This window comes from Hymenobacter sp. PAMC 26628 (assembly GCF_001562275.1).
In the GTDB taxonomy this organism is placed as follows: Bacteria; Bacteroidota; Bacteroidia; order Cytophagales; family Hymenobacteraceae; genus Hymenobacter.
Map to the genome: position 1 here is coordinate 779,546 of NZ_CP014304.1, position 18,321 is coordinate 797,866.

General features: G+C 64.7%; 13 protein-coding genes. 5 read left to right on the forward strand and 8 right to left on the reverse strand.

Annotated elements, in window-relative coordinates:
* Window positions 1-5: 5 nt before the first annotated feature.
* A complete protein-coding gene (locus AXW84_RS03760) occupies window positions 6-1,223 on the reverse strand; it encodes an MFS transporter (RefSeq protein WP_071890948.1) in 1,218 nt (405 codons plus the stop codon).
* A gap of 108 nt (window positions 1,224-1,331) precedes the next feature.
* Here AXW84_RS03760 and AXW84_RS03765 point away from each other — a divergent pair, with 108 nt between their 5' ends.
* Complete coding sequence (locus AXW84_RS03765; protein ID WP_068228888.1) at window positions 1,332-1,880, forward strand: GreA/GreB family elongation factor; 549 nt, start codon at window positions 1,332-1,334, stop codon at window positions 1,878-1,880.
* Here AXW84_RS03765 and AXW84_RS03770 read toward each other — a convergent pair.
* Together AXW84_RS03770 and AXW84_RS03775 are read right to left on the reverse strand one after the other, a co-directional pair.
* Window positions 1,867-2,655: a carboxypeptidase-like regulatory domain-containing protein gene (locus AXW84_RS03770; RefSeq protein ID WP_068228890.1), complete on the reverse strand. Its 789-nt coding sequence runs from the start codon at window positions 2,653-2,655 to the stop codon at window positions 1,867-1,869. The two genes, AXW84_RS03765 and AXW84_RS03770, sit on opposite strands and share 14 nt — an antisense overlap.
* Window positions 2,656-3,112: 457 nt before the next feature.
* A complete protein-coding gene (locus AXW84_RS03775; protein WP_068228893.1) occupies window positions 3,113-4,039 on the reverse strand; it encodes an AraC family transcriptional regulator in 927 nt (308 codons plus the stop codon).
* 152 nt (window positions 4,040-4,191) lie between these two features.
* Here AXW84_RS03775 and AXW84_RS03780 point away from each other — a divergent pair, with 152 nt between their 5' ends.
* From AXW84_RS03780 to AXW84_RS03790, 3 genes are all read left to right on the forward strand, one after another.
* A complete protein-coding gene (locus AXW84_RS03780; RefSeq protein WP_068228896.1) occupies window positions 4,192-5,721 on the forward strand; it encodes an aldehyde dehydrogenase family protein in 1,530 nt (509 codons plus the stop codon).
* Window positions 5,722-5,943: 222 nt separating this feature from the next.
* Window positions 5,944-6,267 (forward strand): hypothetical protein, encoded by a 324-nt coding sequence (locus tag AXW84_RS03785; RefSeq protein ID WP_157886796.1) that lies wholly within the window; start codon window positions 5,944-5,946, stop codon window positions 6,265-6,267.
* 27 nt (window positions 6,268-6,294) lie between these two features.
* A complete protein-coding gene (locus tag AXW84_RS03790; protein WP_068228903.1) occupies window positions 6,295-6,687 on the forward strand; it encodes a DUF779 domain-containing protein in 393 nt (130 codons plus the stop codon).
* Window positions 6,688-6,762: 75 nt separating this feature from the next.
* Here AXW84_RS03790 and AXW84_RS03795 read toward each other — a convergent pair whose 3' ends face one another.
* The 5 genes from AXW84_RS03795 to AXW84_RS03815 form a co-directional block, all read right to left on the reverse strand.
* Complete coding sequence (locus AXW84_RS03795; RefSeq protein ID WP_068228907.1) at window positions 6,763-7,266, reverse strand: YybH family protein; 504 nt, start codon at window positions 7,264-7,266, stop codon at window positions 6,763-6,765.
* A 103-nt stretch (window positions 7,267-7,369) separates the two neighbouring features.
* On the reverse strand, window positions 7,370-7,909 hold the full coding sequence (locus tag AXW84_RS03800; protein WP_068228909.1) for a glycine zipper domain-containing protein: 540 nt from the start codon (window positions 7,907-7,909) through the stop codon (window positions 7,370-7,372).
* Window positions 7,910-8,087: 178 nt separating this feature from the next.
* Window positions 8,088-10,529 (reverse strand): penicillin-binding protein 1C, encoded by a 2,442-nt coding sequence (gene pbpC, locus AXW84_RS03805; RefSeq protein ID WP_068228911.1) that lies wholly within the window; start codon window positions 10,527-10,529, stop codon window positions 8,088-8,090.
* Complete coding sequence (locus AXW84_RS03810) at window positions 10,526-11,410, reverse strand: hypothetical protein (RefSeq protein WP_068228914.1); 885 nt, start codon at window positions 11,408-11,410, stop codon at window positions 10,526-10,528. The genes pbpC and AXW84_RS03810 overlap by 4 nt, the downstream gene beginning before the upstream one ends.
* A 154-nt stretch (window positions 11,411-11,564) precedes the next feature.
* On the reverse strand, window positions 11,565-17,129 hold the full coding sequence (locus tag AXW84_RS03815; protein ID WP_068228917.1) for an alpha-2-macroglobulin family protein: 5,565 nt from the start codon (window positions 17,127-17,129) through the stop codon (window positions 11,565-11,567).
* A 258-nt stretch (window positions 17,130-17,387) separates the two neighbouring features.
* Here AXW84_RS03815 and AXW84_RS03820 point away from each other — a divergent pair, with 258 nt between their 5' ends.
* Window positions 17,388-18,293, forward strand: a complete 906-nt coding sequence (locus tag AXW84_RS03820) for a LysR family transcriptional regulator (protein ID WP_068228920.1) — start codon at window positions 17,388-17,390, stop codon at window positions 18,291-18,293.
* The last annotated feature ends 28 nt before the right edge of the window (window positions 18,294-18,321 follow it).

The following is an 18,321-nucleotide window of genomic DNA, read 5'->3' on the forward strand; positions in this document are numbered from 1 at the left end:
ACTGTTTAACGCTGATTGCCCGACCGCCCATAATACCGGTGTACCAGCAGGCCTAGGGCTACGAAAGCCGCACCCACCAGGCACACGCCGGTCCAACCGAAGTGTGTCCAGGCGAGGCCGCCGGCGACGGAGCCCAGCGAGCCGCCGGTGAAATAGCCAGTCATGTAGATGGTGTTGAGGCGGCTGCGGGCCTCGGGTACCAGCGAAAACACGAGCGTTTGGTTGGAGATGTGGGCCGACTGCACGCCCACGTCGAGCAGGAGCACGCCAACGACTAGGCCGGCGAGGTAACCGCCGCCCAGGCCCAGCACCAGATAAGCGCCCAGCGCTAGCACAATGCCCGCCGTGATGGCGTATCGGGGGCCCCGGGCGTCGGCAGTTTTGCCAGCCAGCGGCGCGGCCAGGGCCCCAAAGGCACCCACCAAGCCGAAAAAACCGGCCACGTCGCTGCCGTAGTGATAGGTGGGGCTTTCGAGGTAAAACACCAGCGAGGTCCAGAACACGCTGAACGCGGCGAATACCGCGGCGCCCACCAGCGCCGAGCGGCGCAGGGCCGGTTGCTCGCGCACCAGCGTCAGCAAGGAGCGCATGAGAGAGCCGTAGGTGCCCGTGAAATTGGGCCGGTCGGTAGGCAAGCGCCAGGCCAGCAGGCCGATGAGCAGCATCATCAGCGCGGCCGCGCCCTCAAACACCACGCGCCAGCCGAAGTGGGCCCCCACGTAGCCGCTGGCCGTGCGCGAGAGCAGGATGCCGATGAGCAGGCCGCTCATGATGCGGCCCACGATGCGGCCGCGGCTTTCCTCGGGGGCGAGGTGGGCGGCCATGGGCAGCAGCAGCTGCGGCACCGCCGAGCAGATGCCCACCAGCACGCTGGCTACCGCCAGCACGCCAAAGCTGGGGGCCCCGGCGGCCAGGCCCAGGCAGCCGGCGGCCCCCACCAGCATCAACAACATCAGGCGCTTGCGCTCCAGCATGTCACCGAGTGGCACCACCAATAGCATGCCCAGCGTGTAGCCCACCTGGGTGGCCGTGGCTACAAGGCTGGCGCGGCTATCGGGAATGTGGAACGTGCGGCCGATAGCGGCCAGCAGCGGCTGGTTGTAGTAAATGTTGGCCACCACGAGGCCGCAGGTGAGGGCCATTAACCAAACCAACGCATTGTCGAGGCGCGGGGCAGCGAGTTTTTCAGCAAGTGGCGGGAGGGCCACCGGGGATGAATTCATGGCAACAGAAAGATGGAACAAGTAGCGCGGGCCGGACAGAAGTTCTTAACCCCCGGGGCCCTATAATGGTTACCGGCAACCCCGCCCCAGCCACTGCGTTCAACCCCGATGAGCCGCGCATTTACCAAAGAAGACGACGTCCAGGCCGCGCCCATCGTGCCGCCCCGCGCCGCCCTGCCACCGGGCACGCCCAACTACGTCACGCCCCAGGGCTTGGCGCAGCTGCGCACCGAGCGCCTCGCCCTCGAAGCTGAGCACACGGCCGCCGAGGCCAACCACGACAACGACACCGACCGCACCCACCGCCTCTCGTTACTGAACGGTCGCCTGGCATTGCTGGCCGAGCGCATCACCAGCGCCAAAGTGGTTGACCCGCAAGGACAACCGGCCAAGGAGGTGCGCTTTGGGGCCACCGTGCGGCTGCGCACCGTGAGTGGCGGCAAAGTGGGTTTCGAGCGCACCTTTACCATTGTGGGCGTCGATGAGGCCGACGTGGCGGCGGGCAAAGTGGGTTTCGTGGCGCCCATTGCCCGCGCCCTTATCGGCGTGAAGCTGGGCAAAAAAGCCACGCTGCCGCTGGGGCCCCCGCCGGAAGTGGTGGAGGTGGTAAGCATTGCTTACGCTGAAGCGCTGCCTTCCTTGCCTACGGCATCGTGAAGCTGACGACGGGTGAAGGCGTTAGGTTGGGGTTGAACCAGGTGAGTTGGAGGCCCGTAACCAAGTCGTTGTAAAAGCTGCCCTGGCCCGTGCCATACGCCACGGCATAGGCGGTGGTGCCACTGGCGGGGCTAAAACCGCGCGCTAGCAGGTCAGCCCGACTCATCGTCCAGGTAGAAGCACTCACGGCCGTGGCTTGCGAACCGCCGGTAAAAATGTGGAGAGCGCTGGTGGCCGTGAGGTAGCTTACGTCAGGCGTCGTACCAAAGTATAGCACGTAGTCGTGGTTAATGTCCGGTAGCGGGGTGGTGAGGGTAGTTCGGAAATTAATGGCTGGTACGGCCCCTCCCCCCCCAGTGGTGGCCATTATGCTGGTGGCCTGGAGGCCGGTGGCGCGAATGGTGGGCTCCTGAACGAGCGAGTAGGTTTCGGGTAACCGGGTAATTACCTCCACTTGCGGGTGGGCTACGCTGCGGAGCAGAAACGTGCTCAGGCCGGACTTGGTGAATACGAGGCTATAGGTGCCGGCCGGCACTGCGCTAATAATAAATTCGCCGGCGTCGTTCGTGATGGCCGTAAGTACGGGGTTTGTATTCAGTACCGTAACCGTTACGCCTTCCCTGGGTTGGGCCTTGCGATTTTGGTCAATGACCGTGACCGTGCCCGCGATGCCAGTCGTCGGCGTGGGGTCTTGGTTCTTTTTGCCGCAGCCGCTAAGCAGGGCCAAAGCCCAGCACAGTCCAAGCAGCCAGCAATACCGTAGGTTTATTTTCATAAAGAAGGAGCAAGCGGCAGAAAATAAGAATGCACAGCAATGTAGTATACAGCGGTAAAAGCTGCGGATAGGTCATCGCCAAAAGAAACCCCAGCAACCAATAGTGCGCGGCGTGGGCGCCATGGGGCCACGGCTTGCGCTTCATTCCGGCGGTTACCGCTGAGTGATTACCGTTCAATTGGGCAGGCGGTGGATATGGGCGGCCGCAGGGAGGGATGGCCGTCGGGGCCCATCACGGGCGTGTCAGGCCAGAGCAGGAACGCATCGGGGCCACGGTTTTGAAGCGGCTGGCGTGACGCGCTAGCTGGCGTGGTTGGGGAGGCGGAGGTACAGAAGTTGCCTGCGTCGTCGGCCAACATGCCGTGCGAACAACTATTTACTTGCGCGGAAGAGCCGGTTCGGTTGCGCTTAGCATGACGTGCTTCTGGTTCGTAAGCCGCCAGCTGCCCGGGGCCCTTCACACCGTCAGCTTTTTATAAGCCCCCGGGGTCAGGCCCTCGTACTTTTTGAACAGGGCCTGGAAGTGCGACAGGTTGTTGAAGCCGGCGCGCAGGCACACGTCGGCCACGTTGGCCAGGGGCTGGCGCAGCAGGCGCTTGGCCTCGGCCAGCCGCTCGCGGATGATGTACTCGATGGGCGTGAGGCCGAACTCGCGCTTGAACACCCGGAAGAAGGTAGCCTTGCTCATGCAGGCCAGCGCACTCAGCTTGTCCACCGATAGGTTTTCGGCCAAGTGCCGCTTGATGTAGTCCACCACGGCGGCGAAGCGGTGGGTGGTGAGGTGCCGGGCGTAGTCGTGGAAAATAAGCTCGCGGGCCTGGGTTTGCATCAGGCGCACCAGCAGTTCTTGCAGGGTGAAATTGGCCAGCACGTCCTTGGCGGCGTCGGTGGTGCGCGACACGGCCACGAGGCGCTCCAGGGTGCCAGTCAGCTCGGGGGTGTTGGTGAGGTGGGCGTGCTCGGGGCCCGCCAGGGCCCAGGGCGTGTGGGCCTCGGCGCGCGGGTAGCGCTCATTCAGCAGCTCCACGGTGTGGCGGATGGTATCGGGCGCAATGGCCACGGCCAGGCATTGGGTGGGCTGGCAGGCGCAGGCCTCGGGGAAGTCAATCTCCATCCGCTCGTCTTCGCCCACTACCACCGACTCGCCGGGAAAGTAATCGAAGGCCGGGCGGCCGGGCAGGTGCATCACTTTTTTACCGCGCAGCATGGTGGTCAGGGCCAGGCCGTCGAGGCGCAGTGCCACGCGGTAGGCCTTTTGGTGGGTTTCGAAGATGTTCAGTTCGTAAGAATCCAGGGCGAAAACGGTGCGGTTTTCCACCAGGCTCTTTAACTGGTGCGGCGGCAGCGGGGCCACGGCAGCGGGCAAATGGACGCGAGGATTCATAAGCTAAACGAATGACGAAGACCACTGCGCGCCGCCCGGCGGACGCAAGTTGCGACAATTCCAGCACTTTCTGCGACGATAACGCAAACGGTTGTTCTATTAATACAGGACCTTTGGCTATTCGTCAACCTCAACCAATCCATTCCTCCGTTATGGCCGAAGTGCTTGAAAAGTCCACCACCGTGGTGGCCCGTCCCCAGTTCAAATCCCACTACGACAACTTCATCGGCGGCAAATGGGTGGCCCCGGTGAAGGGCCAGTATTTTGACAACCCGTCGCCCATCGACGGCAAGGCCTTTTGCAAGGTGGCCCGCAGCACTAAGGAAGATATTGAGCTAGCCCTCGACGCGGCCCACGACGCCTTCAAAACCTGGAGCAAGGCCTCGCCGGCCGTGCGCAGCGGCGTGCTGCTGAAAATTGCCGACATCATGGAAGCCAACCTGCCGTACCTAGCCGCCGTAGAAACGGTGGAAAACGGCAAGGCCATCCGTGAAACGATGGCCGCCGACCTGCCGCTGGCCATCGACCACTTCCGCTACTTCGCGGGCGTGATTCGGGCCGAAGAAGGCTCCGCTACCGAGCTGAACGAGAACACGTTGTCGCTCGTCATTCAGGAGCCGCTGGGCGTGGTGGGCCAGATTATCCCCTGGAACTTCCCGCTGCTGATGGCCACCTGGAAAATTGCGCCCGCCCTGGCCGCCGGTTGCTGCGTGGTGGTGAAGCCCGCCGAACAGACACCCGCCAGCATCATGTGCCTCATGGAGCTGCTCCAGGACGTAATCCCCCCCGGCGTGCTGAACGTGGTGAACGGCTTCGGCCTGGAAGCCGGCAAGCCGCTGGCCAGCAACAAGCGCGTGCAGAAAGTAGCTTTCACCGGCGAAACCACCACCGGCCGCCTCATCCTGCAATACGCCGCCGAAAACATTATTCCCGTCACGATGGAGCTGGGGGGTAAGTCGCCCAACATCTTTTGCAAGAGCGTAATGGATCACGACGACGACTTCCTCGACAAGTGCATTGAAGGCGCGGTGATGTTTGCCCTCAACCAAGGCGAAATCTGTACCTGCCCCTCGCGCCTGCTCGTGCACGAAGACATTTACGACGAGTTCATTGCCCGCGTGATTGAGCGGGTGAAGGCCATCAAGCTCGGCAACCCGATGGACACCGACACCATGATGGGGGCCCAGGCCAGCAACGACCAGTTCGAGAAAATCCTGAGCTACCTCGAAATCGGCAAGGCCGAAGGCGCCGAGGTACTGGTGGGTGGCGAGGCCTACACCCAAGAAGATGGGGCCCTGGCCGAAGGCTATTACATCCAGCCCACCATCTTCCGGGGCCACAACAAGATGCGGATTTTTCAGGAGGAAATCTTCGGCCCGGTGCTGTCGGTGACGACGTTCAAGGACAGCGCCGAAGCCATTGAGCTGGCCAACGACACGCTCTACGGCCTTGGTGCCGGCCTCTGGAGCCGCGACGCCCACGAGCTGTACCAGATGCCCCGCGCCATCCAGGCCGGCCGCGTGTGGGTGAACTGCTACCACGACTACCCCGCCGGGGCCCCCTTCGGCGGCTATAAAGCCTCCGGCTTCGGCCGCGAAAACCACAAGATGATGCTCGGCCACTACCGCCAGACCAAGAACATGCTCATCAGCTACAGCCAGCAAAAGCTGGGCTTCTTCTAGGCCAATGGTTGGATGAAGAAATGGTCCGGTGGCGGTTTGGCTGCCGGGCCATTTTTTTGTTGGGAAGGGAGCCAGCTGCTTGCCAGGCCCCCACGTATATTCGCTAGCGTTCAACCAATTCTTTCAAGGGCAATGCGGTACAGAAACACGTGGCTGCCAGGGGCGCTATTATTCCTTGGAACGGCAGGATTTGCCAGTCGGGCGCAGGCCCAGGTGCTGCCCGTGCCCGGGGCTCGTAACCCAGACTGGGCCCTGGAAACCACCGTGCCCGACGCTTACCGCCAGGAGCCCAGTATCCTGACCATGCCCAGAGACCGGATGCCCAACGCCCTCCAAAAGAGTGTCTTAAGCAACGGGAACCGCAGCTATCACTGGGACGCCGCCCGGCAGCTAACTTACGAATGGCCGAACCAAGCCGGCAGCGTGGGGCCCCACAACTCGGTAACCGTGCGCGACGAGCGCACCGGCACCACGTACACCTACGGCCGCCGGGCCCCCCGGCCCGCGGCGCGCCAATGGCACCGCCTGCCCAGCGTGCCCAAGTAAAACTTTCTCCTTCGCCCTCCTTCAATCATGCCCACCCCCCGCGTCCTCGCCACCCAGGCTGCCGAAGCCACTATCGACCTCCTGCGCGACGAGCACGGGCCGCTGATGTTTCACCAAAGCGGCGGGTGCTGCGACGGCTCCTCGCCGATGTGCTTCACCAAAGGCGAGTTTCGGATTGGCGGCAACGACGTGTGGCTGGGCCAAATCCACGGCTGCGACTTTTTTATGAGTACCAGCCAGTTCGAGTATTGGCAGCACACGCAGCTCACCATCGACGTAACGAAAGGCCGCGGGGCCAGCTTCTCGCTGGAAATTCCGCTCGGCGTGCGCTTCCTCATCCGCTCCCGGCTGTTCAGTGAGGAAGAATCCAAGGACATGGCCCCGGTGCTGAACGGCGAAGAATACCTGGAAACTGCATAGGGCCCCCAGTCGTACCCAAGCAAACAGCCCCGACAACTTGCGTTGCCGGGGCTGTTTGCGTTTCGGAAAAACGGGTTATTTCTTTGCTTGCACGGGCAGGTCTTCGAGCTGGGCGTAGCTGAGTTTCCAGGTGCCGTCGCTGCCTTTTTTCCAGAGCAGCAGGAAGTTGCCTTCGCCGATGCCGGCCTGGGGCTCGGTGGCAGTGGCCAGTACATCTACCGAGAAGGTGCCGGCTTCGTAGGCCATGTTGGCGTCGGTGCCGCTGCTGGCGGTGCTGGTTTTCAGGTTGGAAACGGTGCCGATGGTGGGCGTAATCCACTTGTTAGTGATTTCACCTTTGCCGCTGAAGCGCGTTGCACCTTGCAAAAATTGGGCGTCGTCGGCCAAAAAGGAGGCGGCTTTGGCGGCGTCCTTGTTGTTCCAGGCGCTGAGGAACTGTTGGTTGAGGTCCGACACGCTCACGTTGCCGCTGGTGGTGGCAGTTGTAGCGGCCGGGGCCCCGTTGGCCGCCGGGGCGTTGTTGCCGCCGCACGAGGCTAATAAAGCAGCAGTACCCAGCGCAAGCAGATAATTTTTCATAATGGTAACGAAGAGAGCAGGTTGTGAAAGAAAAGAAGCGAAGATAAAACAACTAAAACCCAGGCTGGCGGGGCCTGGGTTTTATTAAATAACAGCTAGAAACTTACCAGCTTTTGCGGCGCACGGGCGAGCCCGGGTAGGCCGTCTGCGCATTGCCGTAATCGGGGTTGGGCAGGTAGCCCGAAGCAGGGGTGATGCTGGCCGGGCCGGTGCTGGCAACCAGGGCCGTGGCACCGGCGGCCGCGGCGGTAGCACCGGCCACGCGGCCCAGGCTGCCCGGGGCGGCGGCCACGCTGCGGCGCTCGGTGGCGGCGCGCTCGGCAGCATTAGCGCGGGCATTGGCGGCGGCGATGCGCTCGTTGGCAGCGGCGCGCTCGTTGGCTAGGGCGGTGGCTCGTTTGCGCTTGTTATCGGTGTGCTTGCCAATGGCGTAGCCTATGCCGGCGCCGGCCACGCCGCCGATGGCGCCGCCCACCACGCGGTTGCGCTTATTGATGAGGGCCCCGCCCAGGATGCCGGCGGCCCCGCCGATGGCAGCGCCTTTGCCCTGCGGGCTCCAATTGCGTTGGGCTTGCGCCTGCGAGCTAAAAAAGATGCTGAACAGCAGGACCGGGATCAGGAATAACCAGCTAGTGTTTTTCATGGGAGGAAAGAAATAAGATGTTGGAAAGAATGAAGTAGGCAATGTCAAGAACCGGCTGTATTAGGTCCTGGGGCTGGCGTTTTACAAGCACCGTGCCAGGCGGGTGAAGGTACGGGGCCCCACCGGGCGCGGTTCCGGGCGGGCCGGCCAGCGGCGCCGGGGCCCCGGCCAACAACGGCTACTGCTCGGCCACCAGCAATTGCACGTCCACGTTGCGGCCGTGGTCGTCGGCGCACGACACCTTGACGGGGCCCGCGGACGGGCGGAAAAACACGCGCTCGGCGGCCCCGGCGGCGCGCAGAAACTGGTCGTTCACGTACCAAAACACCCGCCGCACCTCCGGTCCTGCGGCGCAGCTCAGCAGCAGTTGCTGCCGCTCGCCGTGGTTGAGCAGGTACTCGGCGTGGGGCAGGGGCGAGGTGATGGCCAGCGGGGCGGCCGTGCCGTCGTCGGCGCCGCGCACGAGGCGGCAGGCGGGGTTGTGCGGGGGTAGGCGCGGCGCGGGCAGCCCCTGCGCCGCCCGAAACGCCAGTACCTCGGGCAGCGGGTTGGCAAAGAGCTGCCGGCGGTAGCCGCTGGGCGGCACGCAGGCGCGGCAGTAGCTCAGGGCCCCGTCGGCCGATACGAGCACTTCCTTCACGTGCGCGCAGCGCCGCGCCGACGACACGCCCGGCAGGTAGTAATCGAGGATTTGGTGGGCGCAGTGCTCGCCGGGCACCAGCCCACTTTCGGCGCAGACGAGCCGGAAATCAAGGGCGGCGGGCGGAGCCGTCCAGTGGTTGGGCGAGTTGTAGGCCAAGGCGTTGAAGAGGTTGAACAGCAGCGGCGTGGCCACGTCGGCCCCGGTCAGGGCCGGGCTGCCCTGGCCGCTGAAGTTGCCCACCCACACCCCGATGGTGTAGTCGCGGTTGTAGCCCAGGCTCCAGGCGTCGCGGCGGCCATAGCTAGTGCCGGTTTTCCAGGCAATTTTGGGCAGGCGCAGGCTGTTTTCGTAGCCCAGCGGCAGGTCGGGCCGCGTGCGCTGGGCCAGGATGTCGGTGACAAGGAACGTGGCGGCGGGGGAGAGGAGGGTTTTTGAATTAAAAATTAAAAATTGAGAATTAAAAATTGGTGCACCGGTCGCGCCTTTTTTATGCGGACTACCCAAGCGTTCATTTTTAATTTTTAATTCATAACTTTTAATTTCAGCGCTCTCCCCGGTCAGCCGCAGCGGCGCGTACCGCCCGCCATCTGCCAGCGCCGCATACAGCCCCGTCAGCTCCTCCAAAGTAGCGCCGCAGCCGCCGAGCACGGTGCTCAGGCCCAGGCGCGGGGCGGCGCGGGCCACGCTGCGGAAGCCCGCCTGGCGCAGCTTATCGGTGAAGGCGGGCACGCCCACATCGGCCAGCAGGCGCACGGCGGGGATGTTGAGCGAGTACACCAGGGCCCGCTCCACGGTCACTTCGCCCTGGCAGTTTTTGTCGAAGTTTTCGGGCCGAAAGCCGTTGAAATTGGTGGGCACGTCGGGCAGCTGCATTTTGGGCGTGGCCAGGCCCCGGTCGAAGGCCAGGCCGTAGAGCAGCGGCTTGAGGGTGCTGCCCGGCGAGCGCACGGCCCGCACGCCATCTACCTGCCCCTGGCTGGCCGCGTCGGCAAAGTCCGCCGAGCCCACGTAGGCCTCCACGGCGCGGGTGCGGTTGTTCACCACCAGCACGGCGGCCTGCGTGATGCCCAGCGCGCGCAGGCGCCGCACGTAGTTGCGCGTCAGGTCTTCGGCCTTGGCCTGGGGGCCCCGGCGCAGGGTAGAGGCAATGATGGCCTGGCCCGGAAACTGCGCCACCAGCCGCCGCGCCAGGTGCGGGGCCAGCGTGGGGGCCCCGTGGCGCCGGGCGTCGAGCGGCTCGGCCAGGGCGTCGGCCAGGTCCTGGGCGGGGAAGATTTTATCCCGCTGCATCTGGCGCAGCCAGTGGTTGCGCTTGGCCAGAATCTGGGGATTGTTGCGGCCCAGCACCAGCACCCGCGGCTGGTTGGGGATGACGGCCAGCGCCACGGTCTGGGCCAGCGAGAGGTAGTCGGGCGGCTGCTGGAAGTAGAGCAGCGCGGCCGATTTCACGCCCTCGATGTTACTGCCGTAGGGCACCAAATTCAGGTAGAGCTGCAGGATTTCGGCCTTGCTGTAGTGGGCCTCCAGCTGCACAGCGCGCAGCATTTCGAGCAGCTTGTTGCCGAAGGTGCGGGCCTTGGGCTCCAGCAGCCGGGCCACCTGCATGGTGATGGTGCTGGCCCCCGTGGTGCGCCCGCGCCCAAACAGGTTGCGCCCCGCCGCCTGCACGATGGCCACCGGGTTCACCCCAAAATGGTAGCGAAAGTACCGGTCTTCCTTGTAGATAATGGCCCGCTGCAAGGCCGGCTTAATCTCGCGCAGCTCAGTTTTCATGCGCCACTTCTGCGTCGGGTTCAAAAAGGCATGGAGCACCGAGCCGTCGGCCGCCGTCACCAGCGGTGAGTACTGCGGCGCGGGCGGTAGCGGAAACAGCCGGTCGAGCAGCACAGCGGCCACCACCAGCCCCAGCAGCGCCAGGCCGGCGCGGCGCAGCCCGAGGCCCCAGGCGGCCCATCTGCGCAGCAGCCCGGTTTTCATAGCGGTTGCAAGTCAACCGCTGGCATCTTCCAGTCGCGCCCCAGCCAGCGGAGCACGGCGCGGCGCCAGCCGGGGTTTTGGCTAAACCGGGCCTGGCCCTCGGCCAGCGCGGGCACGTCGAGGGCGGCGGCGCGGGCCTGCCAGGCGGCTAGCGGCCGGGGCCCCGCGGGCGCAAACAGCTCGGCCAGCACGGACCGGATTTCTTTGAGGTTCCAGTAGTGGTACACCCAGGGCGCGGCCGCGCGCACCACGCCCGCCCGCGCCAGCACCACGCTGAAGGCCAGCTGCTCCATCACGTGTTTGGGGTAGAGGCGGTAGATCTGCTCGGTGAGGGCGAGCACCTCGGCCAGCAGCGGCGCATCGGTGCTGCGCAGGCCCAGGGCCCCGGCGTTGTACATCTGCGTATCGGGGCTGATGGCCCTCCCGGCCAGGGCGGTGCGGCCGCCGTCCTGCTGCAAGGCCTGGTTGATCTTGCGGTTCAGTGAGTTGCCTTCGCGCAGCCGCCCCTCGCCCACGTGCATGAAACGCTCGCCCCGGCCCAGGGCCCCAAAAACTTCGGTCAGCGGCTGCACAAAAACGGTGTCGGTATCGACGTACAGCAGGTTGCCGGCGTAGCGCGCAGCGGCGTGCTGTAACACCTCGATTTTGACGCGGTGCACGAAGTCGATTTCCCCGCGCCACGCCCGCCACTGGGCGGGCGCAATGGGCACGTATTCCACCGCCGGCTCGCCGCCCAAAATGCGCTGGAAGTGCGCCGGGTTATCGGTATAAATCACCACCCGGGCCCCCACCGGCTGCCGCAAATACGACAGGATGCTGAACAGCGCTTCGTTCAGCACGTCGGGATTGCCGTAGGCTTGGTAAAGGAGGAAATCGGCCATGCGGCGCAAGTTAGGGGTAGCGTGGACTCTGCGAGTCCGCGCGGTTGAACGGTCGCTGCCCGATCTGTAGCGCGGACTTTGTAGTCCGCGGGCTGCCCGGTAATCGGCAGGACGAAGCGAGCGGCGCGGACTCGCAGAGTCCACGCTACAGGCGCTACTTCACCCGCACCACGCCGGCCCCATTATACGAGTGGTACTCGCCGTTGTACATGGCGTCGGCGCTGATGGGGCCCAGCTTGAAGGTGCCTTTGCTGACGGCGCGGGCCAGGTAATAGAACACTTTGGGCTGGGCGCTGGCGGTGGTGAAGAGGTTCAGGCGGTCGTCGCGCACGTCGAGGTAGTCGGGCGTGGCGGCGTCCTTGGCCCAGTCCAGCTCGCGCACGGCGCCGATGCGCGGGTTCTCGATTTCGAGGCCGGCGGGCAGCAGGTCGGTGATGGCCACATTCTTCACCTCGCCGGCCGCGTCGGCGGCTTGCAGCGTGATTTTGACGACCACCAAATCGTTCTGGGCGAAGGTGGGGGCCCCCAGCGGCTGGCCGGTGCGGGTGAGGAACTGGCGGCGCACTTTCAGGTAGGCGTCCTCCTCGCGGACGGGCGTGGTGGGCGAGATGCCCGACGCCTCCCAGAAGTAGTAAAGGCTGCCGCGGCCGGCGGTGCGCAGGCTCAGGTTGTGGTTGGCCACGTTGCCCACGGTCAGGTCCTGGCCGGTGAAATTTCCGATGGATTTGCCATCGGAAAACAGGGCCCCGGTGGCGGTGCTCTTGGCGTTTTGGCGGGCAATTTTGCCGAGGGCCAGCAGCGCGAAGGCCGTTTCCTGGGTGTTGAGGTAGCCGGCCTGCTTTACCTGGCGGCTGAGCTGGCGGGCCAGGGCGAGGGTTTGCGGGTTGGTGGGGTCGGTGGCGAGCAGCGCATTCAGCACCACGCCCTCGTCGCGGATGGGCGAGTAGAACGAGCCGTCCAGGGCCCGGCCGGCGGCGGTTTCGCCCCCAAACTTGGTGGGCAGCAGCTCGCGGAACTGGCGCTGGTTGCCCAGGATGCCCTGGGTGCAGGCGAGCAGAAATTTCGAGTCTTCGGCCAGCGCGGCGCGGTTGGCGCGGTAGTAGTTCATCGCCACGGCGTCTTGGCGGCCGGCCAGGGCCAGCACGTAGAGTGAGTAGGCAATCTCCTTCTTGGCGATGACCTTCTGGCGGGCAATGTTGCTGGCGTCGAAGTAGCGGTACTCCTCGGTTTCGCGCTTTTTGAGACGGAACTGCAAGTAGCCCAGTACTTTTTCGAGCGTCGCTTTATTCACCGCGAAGCCGGCCTGCTGGGCTTCGAGCAGGAAGTGAGCGGCGTAGGCCGTGGCCCACCAGTTGTCGTAGTCGCCGCCCGGCCAGTAGCTCAGGCTGCCGTTGTAGAGCTGCATCGACTCGATTTTTCGGATGGCGGCCTGCACGTTGGCGTTGGGGTTGTAGCGCTGGGCCTTGGCCGGGGCCCCGGTTTTCTGTTGCAACGTGGCCGCCAAGTCGCCATAGTACAACTGCGGAAACGCGGCTGACACGGTTTGCTCCAGGCAGCCGTAGGGGTATTGCAGCAGGTAGCGCAAGTCCTTGCTGAACTCCGTCAGCGGCGAGCGGCTGATAACCAGTTGGCTGCGCAGCGAGGCGGGCAGGAAATCGTTGGTCAGGCTGATGGGCACCGTGGTGCCGCCGGCCGCCACGCCGCTGCCGGTGCGCTTTTCCAGCGGCGCGGCGGGGCGGATGGGGAGTTCTGTTTTCTCGCTTAATACGTAGGTTGGAAGGGTGCCTTCTTTGTCATAACCTGGTGTATTGGGATCTTTGCGCTTATAAACATTGGCTATAATTTCGATAAACCCTGACCCAATCGAATTGGCTGAATAATGATATATCAACTTGGTTTCTGCATTAGGCTTCAGCACAGCACTGAGTACGTGATAATTCGGACCACCACCCGCACCAATTGGAATGTCAGGTGTTTGCTTTAATAAATTACTAGAAGGAATCAGCATTACATCCAAAATAGAATTCGTCGTGTTCGTCAGCGTCACCGGCACGTCAACCGTGTCGCCGGGGCTGAGGAAACGGGGCAGCGCGGTGCTAATGACCACCGGGTCGGCCACCTTCATCGTGTGCTCGGCCGCGCCGAAGGCATCGTCTTTGTAGGCCACGGCCATGATGCGCAGGGCCCCCGAGAACTGCGGCACGCGCACCCGGTAGCGCACCTTGCCGCTGGCGTCGGCGGTGAGTAGCCCGCTCCAGTTGGCCACCAGCTTCACGCGGCGGCTGGGCACGGGCGTGGTGCGGCGGCGCAGGTCGGCGGCGTCGCCCCCCGTGCTGCTGGTGCCCAGCTCGGGCAGCAGGAAGGGGTACACGTCGTAGGCCGATACTTCGAGGGCGCGCTTCTGGTAGAAGTAGCCGTAGGGGTCGGGCGTGAGGTAGCCTTTGCGCTGCAAAATGCCCTCGTCCACCACCGCCAGCGTAAGTTGGGCCCCCGGCGCGGTGCTCACTTCGATGGTTTGGAAAGTTTGGGAGCGGCTGGTGGCGGGCGCGGCAATGGCCACGGCCAGGCGGGCAGCGGGGCGCTCCACGGTGAGGGGCACGAAGCCGCGCGCCACCGTGAGGGGCAGGCCGTGGTCGGTGATGGCGCGGATGGCGGTGGCCGTCACGTACACGTTGGGCACGTGGTCGGCCTTGATGGGAATCTTCACGCGGGCCGATTTCTGGTCGGTGTTCACGTAGAAGTGGTCGAGCACGTGGTCGCGCTCCACGGTCACGAGGATGCGGCCGGCGAAGGGCGTTTTCAGCAGCAGGTTGGCCGTTTCGCCGGGGGCGTACTTGGCCTTGTCGGGCTCAATGGTCACCTCGCCTTCGTTGTTGACTTCGAACGAGTTGGCCTGCGTGTCGCCGTAGCCGTAGGCGTAGAAGCGCTGCATCACGTAGGGCAGGGCCCCGGGCCGGCTCACGCGCACCTCGTACTCGCCCGAATAGATGGGGGTGAAGTTCAGGGCTGTGCCGGGGCCCACCGTCAGGGTTTGGGTCAGCACGATTTGCTCGCGCTGCTGCGAGTTGTACACGAAGCGGCCGCCCTGGCGCTCGAGCACGGTTTCCCAGAGCAGGCGCACCACGCGCACTTGCGCGGGGGCCCGGGTGGGGGCCCCGGCCGGCGTGAGGGCCAGCACCCGCAGCGGCAGCGCCTGGCGGGTGTTCACCAAATCGGGCAGGTTTTGGAGGCCGAACATCGTGGCCTGGGTGTGCACCTCGAAGGTGGCCAGGCGGTTCACCGGCCGCCCCGTTTCGTCGAACACCGTGGCGAAGGCCGCGCCCTCCAGCGTGCCCAGGTCGGCAAACTGCGGCACCTGGTAGGCGGCGGTGCCGCGGCCGGCGGCGTCGGTGCGGCCCTCGCGCAGGGTTTTCTCGAAGCGCGTGCCCAGGGCAGTTTCGGCCGATTCGTCGTCGCTGCTGGTGGTTTTGCGGCGCAGGCCGTTGTTGATGGCGAAGCTATAATCGGCGTAGCCCTTGGGGTTGAAGGCCTTTTGCTTCAGCGAAAACTCGACCTCGTACTTGCGGTCGGTGGCTGGGGGCCCAAACAGGTTCACGGCGGCGAGGCTGGCCGTCACGGTTTGGCCGGGGCGCAGCACGGCGGGCGCGGCCGTCACGGTCACCTTCAGGCGGTCGGGGATGAACTCCTCCACGCTGATTTGCTTAGAGCTGAGCAGCACGTCGTTGCCGGTCAGCACCTCCAGCGTGTACAGCCCGGTCATGATGGACGGCGGCAGAATGAACCGGCTCTCAAACGCGCCCGCGCCATTCAATTTTTGCTGCAAGCTGCTGTATTCCTTGCCGGTGGGCAGCAGCAGGCGGATTTTCATGGGCAGGCCGACGGGCGGCGTTTTCCACTCGTCGGTGCGCACCACGGCGTTGGTGCGCACGGTGTCGCCGGGGCGGTACAGGTCCCGGTCGCCGTACAGAAAGGCCTGGTAGCGGGCCGCGTTGCGCTGCAAGCCGCCCACCTCGAAGCGCGAGGTTTCGACCCGGCTCCGGGTCAGGTCCAGGAACGAAAAATCCGCGTCCTTGGCCGCCGTCACCATGCCTAGGGTGAAGCGCTTCATGGAGGCCGCCGAATCAAACTTGGCCACGCCGGCCTGGTCGGTGGTGGCCGAGCCAATCACCTGGTTGTTGGTGCTCACCAGGTTCACCGCCACGCCGCCGATGGGCTGCGCCGTGCGGATGGAGTTGGCAAATACCAGCGTGCCGCCGGTGGCGCCCTGCCGCACAATCAGGCCCACGTCGGTCACGGCCACCAGCTTGCTCACTTGCAGGTACTGGTGCTCGGTATCCGCCACTTTCACCACGTACAAGCCCTTCAGGGGACCCTGGAATTCCAGCTCCTTGAGGTCGAGCGTGAGCAGGCGCAGCCCCGCTTCCTTGGGCAGCCCGTCCACCGACACGGTGCGCTCGGAGATGACGCTGCCCAGCGTTTCGAGGTCGTAGTAGCGGTAGCTGCGGTCGATGTAGTCGCCGTTTTCGTCGGTGCTCGATTCGCGCTGGCCCTCCTCGTACTCGGGCGAGCCGTACTGCTGCTCCTGGCGCAGCAGCTGCTGGATGTTGTTGGCGTACACCTTGGCGATGGTCACCTTCACCTTGGCCACCTGGTTGATGCGCAGGCCCAGGTTGCGACTCCCCAGCGCGCTTAGATACAGGGCCTTGTCGCCGCTGGCAAAGGTGATGCTTGGGTCCTCGTCGCCAAACGACACGGCCTGCTGGAACGCGTCGCGCAGGGTGCCGCCCAGCAGCCCGCGGGTGCCGGCGGCAAGCGCAATCTGGTAGGTTTTGCCCACTTCGAAGCCGCCGCGCAGCGCAAAGCCGCTCTCCTGCGCCTCCACCGAAAAGGCCACGGCGGGCGTCACGGTCAGGTTTTTTTGCACGTCGGCCGCCGCAATGGGCTGGCTCAGGTTCACGGTCACCACGGGCCGGCCGTCGAGCAAAGAACCGGTCAGCTCGCGCACTTCCAGCGTGCTTTGGTCGGGCACCTCGGCCTGGGCCACGAGCGCCGCGGTGGTGGCCTTGGTGCCGGTGGCGGGGCGCAGGCCGGGCGCAATTTCCACCGTGATGGGGGCCCCCGGGCGCACGTCCTGGGCGAAGCTCAGGCCCAGGGTTTGGTCGGGTTCGGCACTGATGAGGTTCACGGCCAGCGGCTTGCCGTCCTGGGTCACTTTGAGGCGGGTGCGCACATCGGCGGGCCGCACGGGGTAGTTGAACACTAGGTTGGCGCGCAGCTCGGCCGTGCCCGCCGCCTTGGCCGAGCGGCCAAAGAACACCTGCGGGTCGCCCATGCGCAGGTACGGCGTGTGGAACCGGCTGCGGTTGAGGGCCAGCTTTTGCTTGCCGCTGGGCAGGGCCCCGGGCCGCAGGTCGGCGGCAAACACGGTGCTGGGCCGGAACGCCTCCAGCGGCGAAAACGTCAGCTCCCGGTCGCCGGTCCACTTGAACTTGCCGCGCACGGCGGGGGTGAACTTCACGTACTGCGTGGTATCCCAGCGGTTTTGTTGGGCTTCGTCCACCACTTTCTCGTCGAAGGTGAACACCACGTTCGAGTGCGGGTCCACCTCGTCGCCGTCGGTTTGGGCCTGCGCGGCGGCCTGCTCCTGGGCCGTTTTTTTGGAGCACGAAAAAGTAGCCAGCAGCAACAGCAGCGGCAAAAAACGGAAGCGGGCCAGCATGGAAAGGAAGGGGTAGAAAACCGGCCGGAAGGTAATACTGAAAGTATACTATACTGCGGAGTTTACGGGGCGGGCTGCTGGCTTTTTCGCCGGCTGCCCGCTAATCGTTGAATCGCCAGCACGGTGCCGTAAGAACAGGGATGAAACCAGTCGCACATTCGGCAGCTCATTGCAGTCTCTGGGGCCCCAGCGATTAGCGGGCAGCCAGCGAAAAGCAGGCAGCCCGCAGGCACCCGCTCCGTTCAAGTACCTTCGCCCATGCTTTCCCAGGCCCACGAAGTCTTCCTCGAAGTTGCCAAGCAGCTCAGCTTCACCAAGGCTGGGCAGGCGCTGTTCGTTAGCCAGTCGGCCGTCAGCAAGCAGGTGAAGGCCCTGGAGGAGCACTACCGAACGGGCTTATTTGAGCGGCTCGGCAGCAGCATTTTGCTGACGCCAGCTGGGCAGCGCCTCTACCAGAAGCTGCTGCAAGCCAAGCAGCTGCAACACGAGCTGCACCAGGAAATGAGTGCGCTGAGCCCCGATTTCGCGCCGGCGCTGCACTTGGTCATCGGGGCCAGCACCACCATTTCGCTCTACCTGCTGCCGCCTGTGGTGTCGGCCTACTTGCAGCGCCACCCCAACCGCCAGCTCAGCCTTAAAAACCGCAACTCCGACAATATCCTGCGGGCCCTGCTGGCCCACGAAATCGAGCTGGGCATCGTCGAGGGCATCCACAAAGTCAGCCACGTCACCTACACGCCGCTGCTGGCCGACGACGTGGTGGCAGTGTGCGCGGCCGGCAACCCGCTCGGCGCCCGCGTGCTCGAAGCGCGCGACCTGCTCAGCGTCCCGCTGGCGCTGCGCGAAGACGGCTCGGGCACGCTGGCTGTGTTGGAGGAAGCCCTGAGCCATCGGGGCCTCAAGCTGGCCGCCCTGCCGGTGCGCGTGCGCCTGGGCGGCACCGAGGCCCTCAAAAACTTCGTGCGCGTGGATAGCAGCCTGGCCTTTTTGCCCCGGCAGGCAGTGGTGAAGGAGTTGGCCTCGGGCGAGCTGGTAGAGGTGAAAATCAAGGATATGCCCATGCGGCGGCATTTCAATTTTATCCAGCGCAAGGGCACCGAAAACAACGAGCCGTACCGCGATTTTCTGCTCTTCACCAAGCATTACTATGCCGATAGGGCATAGGCTATTCCAAAATTCCATCCCGTTTCGG